Source organism: Leptospira dzoumogneensis (assembly GCF_004770895.1).
In the GTDB taxonomy this organism is placed as follows: Bacteria; Spirochaetota; Leptospiria; order Leptospirales; family Leptospiraceae; genus Leptospira_B; species Leptospira_B dzoumogneensis.
The window spans coordinates 318,314-336,452 of sequence record NZ_RQHS01000012.1; the positions used below are offsets into that span (position 1 = coordinate 318,314).

At 37.0% G+C, this 18,139-nt stretch carries 16 protein-coding genes; 13 read left to right on the top strand and 3 right to left on the bottom strand.

Translation table 11 applies throughout. The annotated features are described in order from the left end of the window. Window positions 1-48: 48 nt before the first annotated feature. A complete protein-coding gene (locus tag EHR06_RS09305; protein ID WP_135756744.1) occupies window positions 49-2,505 on the bottom strand; it encodes a hybrid sensor histidine kinase/response regulator in 2,457 nt (818 codons plus the stop codon). Between the two features lie 532 nt (window positions 2,506-3,037). Between EHR06_RS09305 and EHR06_RS09310 the strand changes: the two genes are divergently transcribed. The 8 genes from EHR06_RS09310 (at window position 3,038) to EHR06_RS09345 (ending at window position 10,804) form a co-directional block, all read left to right on the top strand. Next, a complete protein-coding gene (locus EHR06_RS09310) occupies window positions 3,038-4,075 on the top strand; it encodes a tyrosine-type recombinase/integrase (RefSeq protein ID WP_135756745.1) in 1,038 nt (345 codons plus the stop codon). A gap of 488 nt (window positions 4,076-4,563) precedes the next feature. Beyond that, the gene (locus EHR06_RS09315; RefSeq protein ID WP_135756746.1) at window positions 4,564-5,631 is read left to right on the top strand and encodes a hypothetical protein; all 1,068 of its coding nucleotides are present in this window, start codon (window positions 4,564-4,566) and stop codon (window positions 5,629-5,631) included. 163 nt (window positions 5,632-5,794) lie between these two features. Continuing rightward, complete coding sequence (locus EHR06_RS09320; RefSeq protein WP_135756747.1) at window positions 5,795-6,706, top strand: toll/interleukin-1 receptor domain-containing protein; 912 nt, start codon at window positions 5,795-5,797, stop codon at window positions 6,704-6,706. A gap of 247 nt (window positions 6,707-6,953) precedes the next feature. Next, a complete protein-coding gene (locus tag EHR06_RS09325) occupies window positions 6,954-8,381 on the top strand; it encodes an SIR2 family protein (protein WP_135756748.1) in 1,428 nt (475 codons plus the stop codon). Window positions 8,382-8,391: 10 nt separating this feature from the next. Next, entirely contained in the window at window positions 8,392-8,982 is a 591-nt protein-coding gene (locus EHR06_RS09330; RefSeq protein ID WP_135756749.1) for a TIR domain-containing protein, read from the top strand. Between the two features lie 214 nt (window positions 8,983-9,196). Then, a complete protein-coding gene (locus tag EHR06_RS09335; protein ID WP_135756750.1) occupies window positions 9,197-9,778 on the top strand; it encodes a TIR domain-containing protein in 582 nt (193 codons plus the stop codon). Beyond that, a complete protein-coding gene (locus EHR06_RS09340) occupies window positions 9,775-10,227 on the top strand; it encodes a hypothetical protein (protein WP_244288552.1) in 453 nt (150 codons plus the stop codon). The genes EHR06_RS09335 and EHR06_RS09340 overlap by 4 nt, the downstream gene beginning before the upstream one ends. 31 nt (window positions 10,228-10,258) lie before the next feature. Next, complete coding sequence (locus EHR06_RS09345; protein ID WP_135756751.1) at window positions 10,259-10,804, top strand: toll/interleukin-1 receptor domain-containing protein; 546 nt, start codon at window positions 10,259-10,261, stop codon at window positions 10,802-10,804. 136 nt (window positions 10,805-10,940) lie between these two features. Here the strand turns inward: EHR06_RS09345 and EHR06_RS09350 are convergent, their stop codons facing one another. Continuing rightward, window positions 10,941-11,285, bottom strand: a complete 345-nt coding sequence (locus tag EHR06_RS09350; RefSeq protein ID WP_244288553.1) for a helix-turn-helix transcriptional regulator — start codon at window positions 11,283-11,285, stop codon at window positions 10,941-10,943. A gap of 105 nt (window positions 11,286-11,390) precedes the next feature. On the opposite strand from EHR06_RS09350, the gene EHR06_RS09355 reads away from it, so the two are divergent. From EHR06_RS09355 to EHR06_RS09365, 3 genes are all read left to right on the top strand, one after another. Next, entirely contained in the window at window positions 11,391-11,813 is a 423-nt protein-coding gene (locus EHR06_RS09355) for a helix-turn-helix domain-containing protein (RefSeq protein ID WP_135756753.1), read from the top strand. Window positions 11,814-12,072: 259 nt separating this feature from the next. Continuing rightward, window positions 12,073-12,885 carry a Hachiman antiphage defense system protein HamA gene (locus EHR06_RS09360; RefSeq protein ID WP_135756754.1) on the top strand — a complete coding sequence of 271 codons (813 nt, stop codon included), beginning with the start codon at window positions 12,073-12,075 and terminating at the stop codon, window positions 12,883-12,885. Further along, entirely contained in the window at window positions 12,875-15,871 is a 2,997-nt protein-coding gene (locus tag EHR06_RS09365) for a DEAD/DEAH box helicase (protein ID WP_135756755.1), read from the top strand. The genes EHR06_RS09360 and EHR06_RS09365 overlap by 11 nt, the downstream gene beginning before the upstream one ends. A 107-nt stretch (window positions 15,872-15,978) precedes the next feature. Here the strand turns inward: EHR06_RS09365 and EHR06_RS09370 are convergent, their stop codons facing one another. Further along, on the bottom strand, window positions 15,979-16,365 hold the full coding sequence (locus EHR06_RS09370) for a helix-turn-helix transcriptional regulator (RefSeq protein ID WP_341867505.1): 387 nt from the start codon (window positions 16,363-16,365) through the stop codon (window positions 15,979-15,981). Between the two features lie 54 nt (window positions 16,366-16,419). Between EHR06_RS09370 and EHR06_RS09375 the strand changes: the two genes are divergently transcribed. Both EHR06_RS09375 and EHR06_RS09380 read left to right on the top strand, forming a co-directional pair. Next, window positions 16,420-16,638, top strand: coding sequence for a helix-turn-helix domain-containing protein (locus tag EHR06_RS09375; RefSeq protein WP_135756757.1), 219 nt, complete (start codon window positions 16,420-16,422; stop codon window positions 16,636-16,638). Window positions 16,639-16,958: 320 nt separating this feature from the next. Next, window positions 16,959-17,456, top strand: coding sequence for a DUF4468 domain-containing protein (locus EHR06_RS09380; RefSeq protein WP_135756758.1), 498 nt, complete (start codon window positions 16,959-16,961; stop codon window positions 17,454-17,456). Window positions 17,457-18,139 lie beyond the last annotated feature (683 nt).

Sequence of the window (18,139 nt, forward strand, 5' to 3'; positions counted from 1 at the left end):
GAGGAAATTTATCTCTTAAGTAAAGAAATTATAGAGTTTATTGTGTATTCAATTGTGAAAACCGACCGCGGTTCCTGCTTTTTCTCCCAAGGTAAAGAAGAAGGACGCACCTTCTCCCAGTTTACCTTCTGCCCAAACCGAACCCTTGTATCGCGTAACGATCCTATGTACGATCGCGAGACCTACTCCAGTACCTGAGAATTCGTCCTGTCTATGCAGTCTTTGGAAAACACCGAAGAGTCGACTGTAATATTTCATATCGAAGCCGGCGCCATTATCTTTTACGAAGAACGTTTTTCCTTTTTCAGTATTCGTAACTCCAATCTCCACCTTAGGTTTTTCCTTTTTAGCGGAATATTTTACCGCATTGGAGATCAGATTTTGGAACACGTAAGACATCATGTCCCTGTCCGTGGTTACTTTTGCAAGCGGATGGATTATGATTTCGGCATGATGTTCCGTTTGATCTTTGATCAAGCTCACTACATTTTCTGCGACTTCCGTGAGATCGAAGGTGGAATCCTTAAGTTCCTTTTTACCTACTTTAGAGAATTCTAATAAATTATCGATCAGGTTCTCCATTCTTTTTGTGGATTCGACGAGCACATTCAAGAATCGGACTCCTTCAGGATCCAGAACGGAGCTGTGATCTTCTATGATCATCTGGGTATAACCTTGGATCGCTCTTAAAGGCGCTCTCAAGTCATGGGAAACCGAATAGGAGAATGCTTCCAACTCCGCATTCGCAAATTCTAATTCGAAATTTTTCTGTTCTAAAGCTTCTAAATTACTTTTTCTATCTTCTGCAATTGCGAGAAGGGACTTCACTCTTACGATCAATTCTTCCGGATGGAAAGGTTTGCATAGGTATTCGTCCGCCTTTGCCTCCCAGCCTTTTAACATCGCCTCTCTATGGGTTAATGCGGTAAGAAGGACCACGATCGTTTTGGAAATTTTAGGATCCGCCTTGATCTCTTTACAAAGTTGGACCCCGTCCATCTCAGGCATCATCACATCCGAAAGAACTAAGTCTGGTTCCCAGAAATATACTAATTTCAGACCTTCTCTTCCGTTCCTAGCAGACTTAACTCGGTACAAAGGAGAAAGAAGAGAATAAATATAACTAGCAAGATCCTCATTGTCTTCGCAGATCAGAACTTTCGGTTTATCGGAAAGATCTGCGCCTTCTTTATTCGATATTTCTAAATTAGAATATTGGGGAGAATGGGAGAAAATTTTGGAAGAAGGTTCCTTCTCCCCTGAATCCGCTTTTTGAGCCGGAATTTTAACACTAAATTTGCTTCCTGAGTTCAGTTTGCTGGTAACTTCTACAGAACCGCCCAAAAGTTCCGAGAAATCTTTTACCATTGAAAGACCAAGTCCTGTTCCGCCGTATCTTCTGGTAGATGAACCCTCTGCCTGTTGGAACTTTTTGAAGATGATCTTTTGGTCTTCTTCCGAGATCCCGATCCCGGAATCTTGAACGGAAAGAAGAAGTTGGTTTTCGGAATATTTGAGAATGACTGAGATATTCCCATCTTTAGGAGTGAATTTTAAAGCATTAGAGAGAAGATTAAAGAAGATCCTTTCGAACAAATAACGATCTATCAAAACATTCAGGTCGGAAGAAGGAAGTTCCTTTTGGATCTGTATATTCTTCTCTAAAGCGCTCGGCTCGAAATCTTTTAGGATTGTATGAACTAAATTACTAATATTAGTAGGCTCAAGTTCTACCTTCATCTTTCCCGCTTCAAATTTAGAAAAATCTAATAGACTATTCACCATCTGAAGAAGTCTGACTGAATTATTATGTACCGTTCCCAACATCTGAATATTGCCGGAAGAAAGATTGGATCCTTTATCGGAAAGAATGGATTCTACGGGAGCTAGGATCAAACTAAGAGGAGTTCTAAGTTCATGGGAAATATTTGCAAAAAATTCATTTTTGATCTTTTCAGTCTCTCTCAAACTTTTATTTGCAGACTGTAATTCCTGAGAACGTCGGATTATCTCTGTTTCCATCTCTTCGGTTCTAGAACGAAGAGCTTCAGTCATCTCGGTTTGTTGTTCTCCTCTTTGTTTTAAAAGAACGAACTCAGTGATATCTTCCGCTTTATGGATGATGTATTCTACCTTTCCTTGTTTGTTCAGGACAGGCACGTTCAAAGGACTCCAATACTTGACTGTAAATCCGCCACCTTCTTCTTTTGGAAGTTGGATATCGTATTTTTGGACCGCCATGGTATCCTGGGCTTTGGTTTCCAAAACACGAAGAAGAGAACTATGAAGATTGCTTACGCCGGTTGCTTCCGGATCGTCAGGATTATCCGGAAAAACTTCGAAAATTCCCCTGCCTAAAATTTTATCTCTTTCAGTCCGAGTGGCCCTAAGATAGCCATCACTCACCGCTATTATTTTGAGCTCTGGAGAAAGTACCAGATACAAACCAGGAACCGATTCGAAAAGAACACGAAAGTCAGGGTTTGAAGCGGAAGAATGATCCATCTGTTTTGCCTAATATAGATATGAAACGAACTCGAAATCGAGAGAATTCATTTCAAAATTAATGAATATGGAAAAAATAGAATATCTAATTTCCTAAAAAGTTCCATTAGAATCCACTCCGTTTCTAAAGCATCCAGGCAGTTTTGTCATTCAAGAATTAGCCTTTGAGTGATGAAGTTGTTACAGTATACTTCCAAAAAATTTCCCAAAAGATATGAGCGGCAATCTTAAGTTCTGTTGAGCGATGTCGGATCTCCTACAAAATTTTTCTTAACCTTGATCAATAAATTTGTCTCGAAAAGACGCATAACGGATATTTTTCGCGGAAGGTTCCTGAAATTTCGGAATTTGCTGGTAATAAGTCGAAATACGAATAAAAAAGGCAAAACTCTACCAGAAGCGTCAAATGAGGTCCGGCGATTTCTTTTCTATAGGATTTTTTTTGTTTCAGTGGGACTGAAGGGGCGGAGCTATATTCTAAAATCCAAATAATTTACTATACAAATATTTAGTATTCTTTTATGATCCTCTCATGCCCCAAAAAGTCAAAATTTGGAAACATTGGGAGAATGGACACTGCTTCAGCGCCATTTCGTTTTCTTATGACACAGAACTCTTCCAAAAATTCTCAAGAATGCCTGAAGCAGTTTGGAATCGCGCGGAAAGGTTTTGGAAAATTCCATATTCTGAATCTTTTCTGACCGAATTTGTTTCTACTCATAGGGAGAAGATAGAAGCAGATCCTGACATTCTTCTAATTCCACTCGAAACAGAGGTACTAAGGCGCAATTATAGCAAAAAAACCCTAAAGTCTTATTTTCTTTATAACAGGGCCTTTTTAAGATCGATCCAAAAAAATCCGTATTCAGTGACCGAATCCGATCTAAAGATATATTTGGATCGAATTTTATACGAAAAGAATTTAGCCGCTACTTCCATCAGATCAGCTCTACAATCTTTCAGGTTTTATTATAATATTGTAATAGGCACAAATTTTTTAGCCTCCTATTCTCCTCCAAAAAGAGAGAACAAGATCCCAGAATCCTTATCCAGAAAAGAAGTTACCCGGATCATAGAATCGAATTCCAATCCTAAGCATAGACTTCTATTAAAACTTTGTTATGGATCCGGACTAAGAGTAGGGGAACTCGTAAAGCTGAAAGGATATGACTTAGACTGGGACAAAAAATCGATCCGTATCCGGCAGGGTAAAGGGAAGAAGGACCGCTTCAGTCTTTTACCAAATAGCTGCAAAAAAGACCTCGCGATTTTACTCGAGCGCCAGGGAAGAAGTTCCTGGATTTTCACAGGCCAAATTCCCGGCAAGAACCTAAGCGTCAGAACTGCGGAAAAGATATTCACTAACGCTAAGGAAAAAGCAGGCATCAAAAAGGATGTTTCGATCCACGACCTGAGACATGCATTCGCTATCCACTTGTTGGAATCAGGCACCTCGATCAAAATGATCCAAAGATTGCTTGGCCATGTATCGGTAAAAACCACGGAAATCTACGCTAGAATTGTTGACCCGATGGTTTCTAAGATCAAAAGTCCTCTGGACGATCTCTGATTTTACGAACATTCGCCTATGCAGTGATGCATAGACGCAACAACGGAGAGTTGGAGTTATCCGACATTCCAGCCAAAATTAGTTTTTTGTTTGTTTTTTAATTTTGAAGTTTTTGTTCGTTAAACTCGAGCATCTGGTAATTTGCAAATAAATTAGCTGCTTTTTCTTAATAGCCGCCATATTTTGAAGTGCATCTTTCGATTCCGGCTTTTCACTCCGTGTGGTCTGTGGTGTTTGATGATAGCGTAGAGAGGCGGACAGAGTTCGTCTTAGTAAATCCTTCAGCTCCGTAGGGTCTGAATTTTTTTAGTAATAGTGGCTGAAACGTCGGATAACTTCCGGTGCCTCCGCGCCGCTCGGAGATCGCTTCGCGACTCGCTCGCTTGGCCTTCGGCACATTCGCTTCCGTCACTTCGTTTGCAAAGCAAACTCGTGCCGTTGCGAACGTCGGAGCACCTTGGTCGTTATGCGACAGTCTTTAAAAATATATGAAATCCGAAGAAAACTTCATTAAGTTGATCATTGATATATTAACCGAGAACCAATATAAGGTTAGGAAAATAGATCATATTGATCTAATAATTGAAACTGATTTAGAGGATGTAAAGAGTTCAATATTTGTAGAAGTGAAATTTACCAGCCATTCTACAATGGGCTACTATAATATTCTGGAAATTGCTAACTCAGTATCTAATAGATTCGATATATATGCGAATTCGTTTACTAATCCTATTCCTTTTAAAGGAGTGATCATAGTTTCTGCCATTGTAGATGATGAAGGTATTAAAGAAGTCGATAAAAAATATAAAATAAAAGTTTTAGATGTACGGTCTTTATATGATTTTACCGCCATTCGGCCTCTTCACAGAAAGCAATTAGAACGGTATTTATTTGAAAATGTTTTAGACTATTCTATTCCCCGAATTCGCTACCCTCTATTATACGAAGAGTTAAAGCCATCGAATACTTTTACAGCGCAAATCCAGGCTTTTAATGCGAAAAGTACTAAACCTGATAAAAAGAAAGGAGAAGTTCTTTGTGAAGGGCTTCAATTGATTAAGCCCGGCTTTGATGAGTTTAAAAAATATGAAAATCATGTTATAGAAATTTTAAAATACCTTTTCGAAAACGATTTGGTCGATTGGTCTCCTCAAACAAAGACTGACAGTGGACTCAATATATTTGATTTAATTGTTAGGGTTACTAACAAATCCTATTTTTGGTCGGAACTAACATCAGATTTTCATAGTAAGTATGTGGTGTTTGAGTTTAAAAATTATTCGAAGTCGCTGTCGCCGGGGCAGATTTATTCTACAGAGCGCTACTTGTATAAACAAGCATTAAGAAATGTAGGAATAATAATTTGTCGAAAAAACCCTGGAATTAATGCAATCATAGCTGCAAAAGGGGTCCTTAAGGAGTCAGGAAAATTGCTATTATTTTTTACCGACTTAGATCTGTGCAATATGTTACATGCAAAAGATCGTAATGAAGAATTAGATAGTTATTTATTTGCAAAGTTAAATGACTTTCTTATTACTATTGATAGAAATTAAAGACCGTCGCATAACTATCGGTGCTTCCGCGTCGCTCGAGATTGCTTCGCAACTCTCGCTTGGGCTACGCCACATTCGCGTCCGTCACTTCGTTTGCATGCGCAAACTCGTGCCGTTGCGAACGTCGGAACACCTTGGTCGTTAGCCGCCATGGAGATTAAATATGCCTGTATTCATTAGTTACTCTAGAACGGATCATGATTTTGTTGATCGTCTTGCGAAAAATTTAGTAAGCGAGCGGGTTCATGTTTGGTTAGATCGATGGGAAATGAAAGTTGGTGATTCTTTGATTGATAAGATTCAATCAGCAATAAAATCATCAGATTATTTATGCGTTGTACTCTCAAAAGCATCCGTTTCATCAGATTGGTGTAAAAAAGAGTTAAATTCTGCTCTAATGCGCGAACTTGAAGAAAAGCGGGTAGTGGTCTTGCCTGTTTTATTAGAAGATTGTGAAATACCTATCTTTCTTAAAGAGAAATTCTATGCTGATTTCCGAAATTCATTTCAATCTGGTTTTCAAGACCTTAGAAACGCCTTAGCCCACGCTGCCACTTCTTCCTTAGGCCGATTTGAATCTAATGATTCGAATACGGATTGGGGCATTGATTGGGGTCTATTTAATAAAAAATTCTTCTTTGTACGTGTAACAGCGGTTCATATGTACAGTAACTACCCATTCACCTTACTTGCAGAAATACAGCTAACATGTAATGACAAAGCTACTGAACGTAATCATTATTTTGAAAAAGCGGGACTTGGCTGGTTCCATCGTGAAACGATTCTTGCAATTCTTTGGGAATTTAAAGAAATTAGGAATTTACGAATTCTAATTGAAGATAATTTGCCTAAACAAGTCATTACCGTATTTAAAGACGCGAATTCAAAACAAGAAATTACTATTACCTTATCTGTTCGTAGACTTGGAATGGACACTGGGCAGGAAACACTTTATGATTTTGATTTTTTAATTGATGGTGTTCGTGATGATCGGGTAAATCGTGTTCAACAACCCACTGAAGAAGAAAAGAATAAAATAATCGAATTAATCAAAAAGAATCCCCACGGCGGCTAACTAACGGTGCTTCCGCTTCGTTCGTGGATCGCTAACGCGACCACTCACTCGGGCTACGCCACATTTTGCATTGTCACTGCGCTTGCAGTGGCAAGCTCGTGCCAAACGCAAAACGTCGGAACACCTTGGTCGTTATCTGCCATGCCGTGCCCCTTCCATTATAGCGCCTGCCGTCCGTGGCAGGCTGCTATTTTCACTATACAAGTAAGAGAATAGTTTAAAATATTATGACTATAATAGGCAATATATGAAAGAAATGTATATCAGTGAAATTGCAAAAGAGCTAAGTGAAGAAAACTTAGCTCTTTTTTGTGGTGCTGGATTTTCTATGTCTTCGGGTTTTGTATCGTGGAAAGAATTAATGAGGCCTATTGCGAAAGAGATTCAGTTAGATATAGAAAAAGAAACAGATATGGTCGCAATTGCCCAATATCACGTAAATGCAAATGCTTCGAATCGACACAAGCTTAATCAATTGTTGATCGATGAATTTTCTAAGAATGCGAAGCTAACTGAAAATCATGCGATTATTGCTCGATTTCCTGTGCAAGAATATTGGACAACAAATTATGATAAGTTAATAGAAACAGCATTAGAAAAGCAAGGCCGAATCCCAGATGTTAAATCTACTGTTGAACAACTTGCTTATACAAAACCAAAACGAGATGCAGTTGTTTATAAGATGCATGGAGATATTGGATCACCAGATAAAGCTGTTCTTACTAAAGATGATTATGAGTCATATCATATAAAGTATAGACAATTTATTATAGCTTTGGCGGGATCTTTAGTCTCTCGCACTTTTTTATTTATTGGTTTTAGCTTTAAAGATCCAAATCTTGATTATATTCTCGGCCGGATACGAGTTGCATATAACTCAAATCAAAGAAGGCATTTTTGCTTTATTAAAGAAATTAATAAAGACGATTACACAGATGAAAAAGAATACGAATACGATAGAATTAAATTCGAACTATTTGTATCTGATTTAGGTAGATTCAATATCAAAGCAATAAGAATAACTGACTATTCAGAGATAACTAAAACACTTAAGCAAGTGGAAAGTTTATACAAACGTAAAACAATTTTTATCTCTGGTGCGGCAAGCGATTATGGGGTGCGAAAAAAAGATGATGCGTTAATCTTTATACATAATTTATCAAAAACCTTAGTTCAGAAGGGATATAAAATAGTTTCTGGTTTTGGTCTTGGCGTGGGTAGCTCTGTAATTACTGGTGCGTTGGAAGAAATATATCTAAATCCTAATCAGAGTTCTAACGACCAACTATTACTAAGACCATTCCCGCAAGACGTAACCGGATCAATTGATAAAAACACATTGTGGAAAAAGTATAGAGAAGATTTGTGCCTATATTCAGGGATTGCAATTTTTCTTTTTGGAAATAAATTAGAATCTGGCAATATTATAAATTCAAATGGAATGGTAACCGAATTTGAAATAGCGTTCGAAAAAGGATTGTTTTTGATCCCAATTGGTTCCACAGGTTTTATCGCAGAAGAAATCTGGAATAAGATTAATTCAAATTTCGATAGATATGCTTACAACACAGCCAGCCTCGTTTCGAATTTTAAAATGCTCAATGATAAATCTAAGTCAGACCATGAAATTATTGAAGTTGTAATGGACATACTAAAGGAAGTAATCAATAAATAGGAGTAGCACGATGGCGAGAAGAACATATTTTGCATTTCATTACCAAAATGATATATGGAGAGTTAACCAAATAAGAAAAAGTTGGATTACAAAAGAAGATATTCAAGATGCTGGATTTTATGATGCTTCATTGTGGGAAGAAGCTAAAAAGACAAGTGATGTTGGTATAAAACGAATGATTAATTCTGGTCTAGGTAATACTTCTGTAACAGCAATTTTGATTGGTACCGAAACAAGTAATAGACGTTGGGTTCGTTATGAAATAATTAAAAGCTTTGAAAAGAGTAATGGCTTGTTAGGGATTTATATTCATAATCAAGAAAATCAAGAGAAAAAGAAAGCAACTAAAGGTAGCAATCCGTTTGAATGCTTAGGTGTTAAAATCACTGACAAAGGTAAGAAAGTTCTATTCTACGAATTGAAGAATTCAAAATGGATAGAGTTTGCTGATTTGCCTTCAAAAGCTTCAAACTATGATGAGAAGTACGATGGGAAATTTTATCGTTTATCTGAGTTTGGATATAAGTTATATGATTGGATAGATAACGATGGTTATAATAACTTAAGTTCATGGGTTGAAGAGGCTGCAAGTAAAAAATAATATTTGAAATTAACGTTCGTATCGATTCTCTTCGAATCGGCTCATTCGAACCTTACTCGATCGAGGTCCAAAACTTCCGCTTAACTTGTTTCGATGGTTTTCATCAAAACAGCTTCATAGACTTTACTCGGACTTTCCATACCAGGCTTGAATTATTTTCGTGCCTGCATTATTCATTCACTTTCAAAAATAATTATTAGGTATATAAGATCAAATGGCTAAGCGCGTTTTTTTTAGTTTTCACTATAAGGATGTTCAAGATTTCAGAGCAAATGTTGTAAGGCAACATTGGTTAACAAAACCAGATAGAGAAGCTGCTGGCTTTTATGACGCATCAATTTGGGAAAGTGCAAAGAAGCAAGGATCAGTCGCGCTTAAAAGACTTATAAACCAGGGTTTAGATAATACCTCCGTGACTTGTGTTCTTATAGGAACAGAAACTTATGACAGACCTTGGGTTCGTTATGAACTACTGAAAAGTTTTAAAAAAGGAAACTCAATAGTTGGTGTACATATAAATTCAATAAAAGGAAAGGATGGATACACAAAGTATCAAGGCGTTAACCCGTTAGAATTTATTGGAGTAACTTTTTCTAAGACAGGGAAAACCGCTACACTTTGGGAGAAGAAAGGAGGAGATTGGGTTGAGTATAATGAAATTGATGGTAGCGCGTCTTATAACGTCAACGTAGGCGAAGATTACTGGGGGAATGGATACAATTTAAGCCGTTGGTATAAGGTATACGATTGGGTGAGTGACGACGGATACAAAAATTTTGCGGATTGGATAGAATGATGAGGTCAAAAATTAATAATCAAATTATAGAAGAATCGTCACCTTCTGTTCAATCACATTTGCAAATTTTACAAACAGTTATAGAAAGAATGGCGACTAATAGTTCTTCTTGTAAAGCTTGGTGTATTTCAATTGTTTCAGCTGTTCTAGTAATTGTTGCAGATAAAGGAAAGCCTGAGTTTTCATATATAGCACTTATTCCAACGTTATTATTTCTTGCGTTGGATGCATATTATTTGGCTTTAGAAAAAGGATTTCGAAATACCTATAATGATTTTGTGCAAAAGATTCATGATAGAGCAATAAAAGTTTCAGACCTTTATACGATAGTCCCGCATGGTAGTTTAAATCAACATCAAATTAAAGCTCTGCAGTCTTTTTCAATATGGGGGTTCTATTTGTCTCTATCGATTCTGATTTTTGTGACGAAACTAATAATTATATCGTAATTATGAATCTGACTATAAGGTGCAAATTGATATGGCTTACTTAACAGAAGCGCAACTTCTTTCATTTCGCGAGATTTATCGTGAAAAGAATCAAAATAGAATTTTTAAAGAACAAAGAAAGCAATCTGCAGATGTGACAATATTTTTATCGCATAGCCATTTGGACAAAAAACTTGTTGAAGGTTTAATATCATATCTTGCGCAATTTGGCTTAAACATTTACGTTGACTGGCAAGATTCAAATATGCCAAGAGTGACGAATCGCGATACTGCAACCTTGATTAAAGAAAAAATTAAGGATTTAAATTTGTTTTGGATTTTAGCAACTAAGAATGCTATGAATTCTAAGTGGGTTCCTTGGGAAACCGGAATAGGCGACCTAGCAAAGAATGGTAATGTGTATATTATTCCAGTATCCGATAATGATGGAAAATTTCATGGAAGTGAATACTTACAACTATATCGAAGAATTGAAATTGCCAATGACGATCAATTGGCCTCATTTAGGCCAAATCAAAATAGTGGCGGTATCTATCTCAAAGAGGTAATGAAAAGTAGAGGGAGTTTCTTATATTGATACAATATTATAGTATTTGCTTGTCCCGGTTCAAACGAACTGGTTCACCCGAACGCTTCGCGATCGGGGCGCAAAATCTCCATTAAACTCGCTTCGATGGCCCTCGTTAAAACTGCTTCGCAGATTTTACTCGGGCTTAATCAATCTGCTCAACAAGATTACTTTTGATAAAGGCTGAATAGAAATAGATAGTTGGTTTTCCATAAAGCCTATATAAAATCAAAAATTCATCCATAAATAATCGCCTTTGTCCTAATTCAATCTTTGAAATATGACTTCTGCTTCGTTTTAATTTCTTTGCTACTTCAGCTTGAGTTAGCCCAGCTTCCTTTCTTGCAGTTTTCAAGGCTCTGTAGAAGTATTCTTTCTCTTTCTTAGAAACTTTCCATTGCGGAAGGACACTAGCTAAGGACTTAACTTCTAAATCTGCCTGCTTTTGGGCTCCTGAGCGCTTTAAATGCTCCTTTTTTCTGCTTTTCACCCTGGAGCTGGCCTGGATTCTCCTATATACACCTGTTGAATGCATAAATCAAATATATTCATAATGAATATATTTGTCAAACTGTATTTTTATTGTATATATAGAATGGCTAGCGAAAATTCAGTAAAACTAATCGGCGAGAAGATCAAGGCACTATTCGAATCTGCAGGAATTAGCCAACGTCAAGTAGCCCAAAAACTGAATTTAACACCTGGTGGACTAAACAGTAAAATAACTGGAAGGATTGAATCCTTTGCACCATCTTTTCTCTATTTTCTAAATTCAGAATTTGGTGCAGACTTAAACTGGTTGATGGATGATAGTCAGCCTGTGACTCCCGTCGTTTATACGAAAGGGGTTACTCGCAAAGTGAAAGATGACGATCAACTATTTAACCAAATGAAAAACACCGAAGGTGTTAAAGATATTATCAAAAACCTATTAGATCTTTCTCCACAAGAGAGAAACACTTTTAAGGATCTAATTACTCAGTATTCAAGTCTTAAGAAAAACTTAAAGAAAAGTTAGAGGCGTATTCCCTAACCGGCTACGCCTTCCGTGGCTTCGCTCGGTTAGACATTTGGGGCGCGGCACAGCAGATAACTAAAAATTGTCGCTGCGCTGCGGGGTCGTTTTACGACCCTTGCTTGGGCTTCGCCAAATTCCGCTTTGTCACTCGTCTTGCGTAAGCAAGCCTCGCGCCAAGTCCTTCGGACGCGCGGAACTTCGACAATCATCCTTCGTTATCTGCCATGCCGCGCCACTTCATTTATAGCGCCTGCCCTCCATGGCAGGCAAAAATATTTATTATAAAAAACTAACAATGGACATTCATAAGAAATTTACTAGAAAGATAATCAATGATTATATTCGATTCGAAATTGATCAATCAGAATGGTTTAATATAAAAGATTATATAAAGTCTTATGGTAAAGAATTTTATTTAAAAGAAGATGAGTTACAGCGCTTCTCTCAAAAATCGATAGAAGAAAGAAAAAGGTATTTAGCTGACAATGTTTTACCTTCTAAAGGAAAAATAAAGTCAGGAGACTTCGGAGAAATATTCTCTTTCTTATTTATACAAAGTGAATATACTGCTAAAAAGATTGATTTGTACGGACCAAAAAAATGGAGATGGAAGGACTATCCAGACTCTCCGGCTCCGTTCTCTGACGTAATATTTTTATTTGCGAAAGATCCAACGAACCCTCACAGTAATGATTTAGCTATCTGTATCGAATCTAAGATGAGTGCTACGAGGCCGCGAAAGAAAAAAAACCGAATTCAAGATGCATTAGACGGAGCCGAAAAGGATCGATTTACCCGTCTTGCGCAGACAATTAGCTGGATAGAAACTAAATATGAACGTGAAAATATCCAATCAGATCTACCTCTAGTACGAAGATTCAAGGACCCTGTCAATTATCCATATAAACAAGAATATTACGCAATCGCTATATTCGACATCAGTTACATTGACTCGGAGATTAGTAAGGGGTATGCAAAGCCATCAAATGAAATAAAACTTTACCTCCTTTCAATTAATGACCTTAAGAGACTCTATGAAACTTATTTTCGAGAATTAATCGATGAAGCTTGAAATATCGAGTAAACTTTCGAACTGGATCGCGCAATCTGCTTCTTATCAATCTTACATTGATTTTTCAATTGAAGAAGACTCGATCGCAGGCTACACGATAGTAAAGAAATATCCTGATTTTTATGTTTCACTATATCATCTGGCCATTGATCTTTTCAAAGGCAAATACACCGAAATTAATTCCAAAGAGATAATTGCGATCGCACGTGGAATGGAAACTTTTACAATTGTAGGGGGAAATTCCTTTTCAGGAATAAATATTTATGAAGTTTATTTGATGACTGCAAGTTTGCGTCTTTTAGCGGGATTTTCTGCAACTTCTAGCTTGATTGTAAAAGGATTGATATTCGAAAACTTTATAGGAAAAGAACAGTTACAGTTCGTTCTTTCAATATTGAGCAGGAATATATTTCCAAAAAATGAATTTTCAAAAAGTATTTCTCGATTTCTTAATTCTGGAGAATTTTCTGTTCTTGATCAAATTACGCAAGATTTGGAGACCAAATCCGAAGAAGGTCTAAGCACTAACCCTCAAGCTTACTCTGAAAGCATTCTTGCTAAGTCAATTTTCGAGTATTTTAAAAAAAACACACTCTGGAGTGCCTTGTTAACAATCGAAAATAATACGAAGTTTTGGAAGAAGTACGTAAAAGAGAATATTGAAAAACGTATTTGGTATTTCTTTCCTTCGCAACTTGAGGCAATAGAAAAAGGAATAGTAGCGTCAGAAAAAACGTTCGCAATGCAAATGCCAACGAGTGCTGGGAAAACCGCATTATGTGAACTTGTTATTTATTACCATGCAAAAAAAAATCCATTATCAAAAATTGTTTTCCTTGCTCCTTTCCGATCTTTAGCCTCTGAACTTCGACACAGTTTGGCAAAAAAGTTACAAAGGTATGGGCTTAGAGTAAAAACATTATATGGAGGTTCGGTGTCGACTACTACTGAGAAAAACTCAATAGATACTTCAAATTTGCTTATCGTTACTCCTGAAAAGATGATGGCAATTGAAGACATATTTCCAGAAGTTCTGAATAACGTTGATCTTGTAATCTGTGATGAAGGACATTTGCTTGATGATAAAAATAGAGGATTTGATTACGAATTATTTCTCACTCGACTAAAGATTCTCAAAAAAGAAAATATTAGATTCATTTATCTGTCGGCAATTGTTCCGAATATTGAGGATGTCAACAATTGGCTCGGTGGGTCATCCGAAACGATAGTTCGCTCAAATTTTCGTCCGACTCTTTTTGATTACGCCACTGTTCAGCTTTCTGAAGAAGATGAAGAAGGTTTCGTTTTACACTTCAATCCTAAAGATAAGAGACCGAAACGATATGAACTATATAATTTCTTACGAAAATCAGATTATCAATTTATAAACCCAAAAACACAGCGTGAAAATACTTATAAATTTTGGGATTCTTCGAAAAAACGCCTTTCTGCTGCATGCGCTTTGAAATCACTTTCAGCTGGGACTGTAGCATTATTTGCTCCGACTAAATTCGATAATGGTGTTTCTGGATTATGTTTTGAAATCATTGATCAAGTCAGATTAATCAATGATTATGGAATCAAGAACAATGATCCATTTGATTTTATTGACAAAGAATATATTACCGTAGTGCGCGAATATGCTGCACATATATTCTCTGAGGATTATTTGCTTGTTCAGTGTCTTAAGATGGGATTTTGCTTTCACCATGGATCATTGCCGCAGTTTGTTCGGGAAATTCTAGAGCATTGTATTCGTGATGAGAAAATACGATTGGTAGTTTGTACAAACACATTAGCTGAGGGTGTGAATTTGCCGCTGAAAACAATGGTGATACATACGACAAAAAGGCAATATGATAGAAGTTGGCATACGCTTTCTAATAGAGAAATTAAGAATTTACTCGGAAGAGTCGGTAGGGCAGGAAAAGAAAAAAATGGAGTTGTTATTATTCCCCATCAAGAGGATCTTGAACCCATCTATCAAGCTTCTAATGATATAAGTATCCACTCAGTTAAGGGATATCTATATAAAGTAATAGAAAGCATTACTAAAACTATTTCGGATAGAAATTTAATATTAACTAATGATATAATAGAAAACCAAAAAGAACAATTTTTAAAGCTTATTGATTCGATCGATTCGGCTATTCTTGATTTAATTGGCAATGATATTGATCTGTCTTCTTTGGATGAAATTGCCTCGCGACTTGTTGAAAATACTTTTTCGTACGTTCAATCTAATGAACGGCAAAGAGGTATATTTAAACATTTAATTCAGCTTCGCTCGGAAAAAATAAAAAGCAGTGTGTCAAATGAATCTTTTCCGAAGATTAAGAAAAGTGGATCAAGCTTACGTCTTTACCTTAGCATATTAGAAAATGCAGACTTGGATAATGAAATATGGCTTAAAAAGATTGATCCTATTAATGAAGAATGGATTGAATTTTTATTTAGCCATTTAGAATATATTTCTTCAATTAAGGAGACTGTGGAGGAAGGGGAATTTCGTTATATTGAAACATTAGAAAGGCTTAAAGAGATTACGTGCTCATGGCTTAAGGGAATGACTTATGGTGAAATCTCAGAAACTTATAATCTTTCTGTGGATCAATGTCTGGATATCGTAAATAATCTTATTTCCTATCAACTAGTTAACGTATTTTCTACTATTATTAGAGTGAAAGAACAAAACCTTCAACAAGATCAAATTATTGATGAAACGATTTCTTCTTGGCCTTTACTTTTGCAGTTAGGCTTTAGTAGGTATCTAATGTTAAAATTACATTCCATTGGATTTGCCGATAGAATTGGAATAATCGCTCTTTCAAATTATCTTGAATCTTCTTTTGATATATCAGGTAAAGATGAGGGAGAAATCGAAACAATATTGAGAGAAAATCTGACAACAATTCTTCAAGAATTAGAAGTAATACTACCAAAACTCTCAATATTAGAAATTGAAAATAGCTTAAGTGAAAAATAGGAAGGAATAATTATACTTTGCTTGCTCCGTTTTTGATTAACGAGTCAATACGAACGCTACGCGATCGAGACGCATCATCTTCACTTAACTCGTTCTAATTGCCCTCGTTAAAACTGCGTAGCAGATTTTACTCGGGCTCTCTTCTGTGATTTAATAACTTCGTTAGTCGTAAATACTGAGTAAAAGAAGAAAGGGGATTTCTTGTAAATCTTCATAAACTTTAAAAACTCATCCATGTACAATCTACTTTTCCCGGATTCTATCTTTGAAACCTGACTTCTGCTCCTTTTGATCATCTTTGCGACCTGTGCTTGAGTAAGATTAGCTTCTATTCTCGCAACCTTTAGTTGATGATAGAATGCTTTCTTTTCTTCCTCGGAAATTCTCCTAATGATCTCCGATTTAGGCTGTTTTCGGACAATACGTTTAGACTTGTTTTTAGATTTTTCCGTCATAAAGGAACCATTTTGAACAGAGATTCGTAAAGAATACATGCCCCACGGTATACTGCGTTCACTTTTTGTCAACCATGCCGCATTATACCGTGTGTGGATTTCGAAGAATTTTTATCAAAAGTCGGAAAGAATATTCAAAAAATACGAAAGGAAAAAGGACTTACTCAGGAAAATATGGATGAAGGCGATTACGCCGTTCCTGTAAGAACTTTACAAGATATTGAAGCGGGCAGGGCTAATTTCACTGCTAACTCAATTTTCAAGCTTTCTAAACGATTAAAGGTTAAGCCCAAAGATTTATTGGATATCTGATCGCAATTCTATTGGCGGTTCCTAACCGGCTCAGCCCTCCATGGCTACGCTCGGTTAGACATCCGGGGCGCGCGGCACGGCAGATAACTAAAAATTGTCGCGGCGCTTCGGGATTGCTTCGCAACCCTTGCTTGGGCTTCGCCAAATTCCGCTTTGTCACTCGTCTTGCATATGCAAGCCTCGCGCCAAGTCCTTCGGACGCGCGGAACTTCGACAATTACTGGTCGTTAGGCGTAATAACCCAAACTGAAAATTATTAAAAATAATTTGACATGTGCATAATGAATATTCTATATCAGGATATTTTGTAGGAGATAATAATGAAAATTTTTGGAGCCATTCTTCCGTTAATTCTAGTGTCGTGTGTAACTTTAGCCCCGAAGCAATTAAGAGAAACATCTCGTATAGTTGAAACAAACGTAAAAAAGGATGAAGCTTATGATCGGGCTTTAATCTGGTTTGCTAAGAATTTGAATAATGCAAATTGGGCTGTTCAAATAAAAGATAAAGTAAATGGAAGAATAGTTTCGAATATTAAATATACCTGCGATAATATCAGCTTAACGCAAACCGCTTTGGGAAATCGAAATAATATCGATTTTACCGTAGATGTCACTACGAAAGACAAAAAGGTAAGAATAATATTTGAAAACATTGTATACTCAGTATGGAACATTAGAGCTGGAGAAACGGTTCATGGTCCTACAGACGAAGAAGATGTTAAAGAAATTGACGAAAAATGTCTTAAAGATATCCGGCAAGACCTCCTAAATGCTATTAATGGTACTGCCCATAATACAAGGTCTAATGATTTTTAAATATTTTCCTGAGTATCCGAAAAAGGAAGTTTAGAAAATCTACTTTTTTAGTTGGGTTACTCCGCCTAACTGTCGGTGCTTCCGCTACGCTTCGAGATCGCTTCGCGACTCTCGCTCGGGCTACGCCACATTTTGCATTGTCACTGCGCTTGCGGTGGCAAGCTCGTGCCAAACGCAAAACGTCGGAACACCTTGGTCGTTATCCGACATTCCAGCCAAAATTAGTTTTTTGTTTGTTTTTTAATTTTGAAGTTTTTGTTCGTTAAACTCGAGCATCTGGTAATTTGCAAATAAATTAGCTGCTTTTTCTTAATAGCCGCCATATTTTGAAGTGCATCTTTCGATTTCGGCTTTTCATTCCGTGTGGTCTGTGGTGTTTGATGATAGCGTAGAGAGGCGGACAGAGTTCGTCTTAGTAAATCCTTCAGCTCCGTAGGGTCTGAATTTTTTTAGTAATAGTGGCTGAAACGTCGGATAACTTCCGGTGCCTCCGCGCCGCTCGGAGATCGCTTCGCGACTCACTCGCTTGGCCTTCGGCACATTCGCTTCCGTCACTGCGCTTGCTTACGCAAGCTCGTGCCGTTGCGAACGTCGGAACACCTTGGTCGTTAGGCGTAATAACGCTTTCAATTTACGAAACTACAATAAATATAGTTCAAGGAGGAAGAATGAGAAAATCTATA

What these genes read in the sequence shown, in the direction of transcription:
- EHR06_RS09355 (WP_135756753.1), top strand. Translation starts at nt 11,391, where the DNA reads ATGGCTAGCGAAAATTCAGTAAAACTAATCGGCGAGAAGATCAAGGCA.
- EHR06_RS09305 (WP_135756744.1), bottom strand. Translation starts at nt 2,505, where the DNA reads ATGGATCATTCTTCCGCTTCAAACCCTGACTTTCGTGTTCTTTTCGAA.
- EHR06_RS09325 (WP_135756748.1), top strand. Translation starts at nt 6,954, where the DNA reads ATGAAAGAAATGTATATCAGTGAAATTGCAAAAGAGCTAAGTGAAGAA.
- EHR06_RS09320 (WP_135756747.1), top strand. Translation starts at nt 5,795, where the DNA reads ATGCCTGTATTCATTAGTTACTCTAGAACGGATCATGATTTTGTTGAT.
- EHR06_RS09365 (WP_135756755.1), top strand. Translation starts at nt 12,875, where the DNA reads ATGAAGCTTGAAATATCGAGTAAACTTTCGAACTGGATCGCGCAATCT.
- EHR06_RS09330 (WP_135756749.1), top strand. Translation starts at nt 8,392, where the DNA reads ATGGCGAGAAGAACATATTTTGCATTTCATTACCAAAATGATATATGG.
- EHR06_RS09345 (WP_135756751.1), top strand. Translation starts at nt 10,259, where the DNA reads ATGGCTTACTTAACAGAAGCGCAACTTCTTTCATTTCGCGAGATTTAT.
- EHR06_RS09370 (WP_341867505.1), bottom strand. Translation starts at nt 16,365, where the DNA reads ATGTATTCTTTACGAATCTCTGTTCAAAATGGTTCCTTTATGACGGAA.
- EHR06_RS09335 (WP_135756750.1), top strand. Translation starts at nt 9,197, where the DNA reads ATGGCTAAGCGCGTTTTTTTTAGTTTTCACTATAAGGATGTTCAAGAT.
- EHR06_RS09380 (WP_135756758.1), top strand. Translation starts at nt 16,959, where the DNA reads ATGAAAATTTTTGGAGCCATTCTTCCGTTAATTCTAGTGTCGTGTGTA.
- EHR06_RS09340 (WP_244288552.1), top strand. Translation starts at nt 9,775, where the DNA reads ATGATGAGGTCAAAAATTAATAATCAAATTATAGAAGAATCGTCACCT.
- EHR06_RS09310 (WP_135756745.1), top strand. Translation starts at nt 3,038, where the DNA reads ATGCCCCAAAAAGTCAAAATTTGGAAACATTGGGAGAATGGACACTGC.
- EHR06_RS09315 (WP_135756746.1), top strand. Translation starts at nt 4,564, where the DNA reads ATGAAATCCGAAGAAAACTTCATTAAGTTGATCATTGATATATTAACC.
- EHR06_RS09360 (WP_135756754.1), top strand. Translation starts at nt 12,073, where the DNA reads ATGGCAGGCAAAAATATTTATTATAAAAAACTAACAATGGACATTCAT.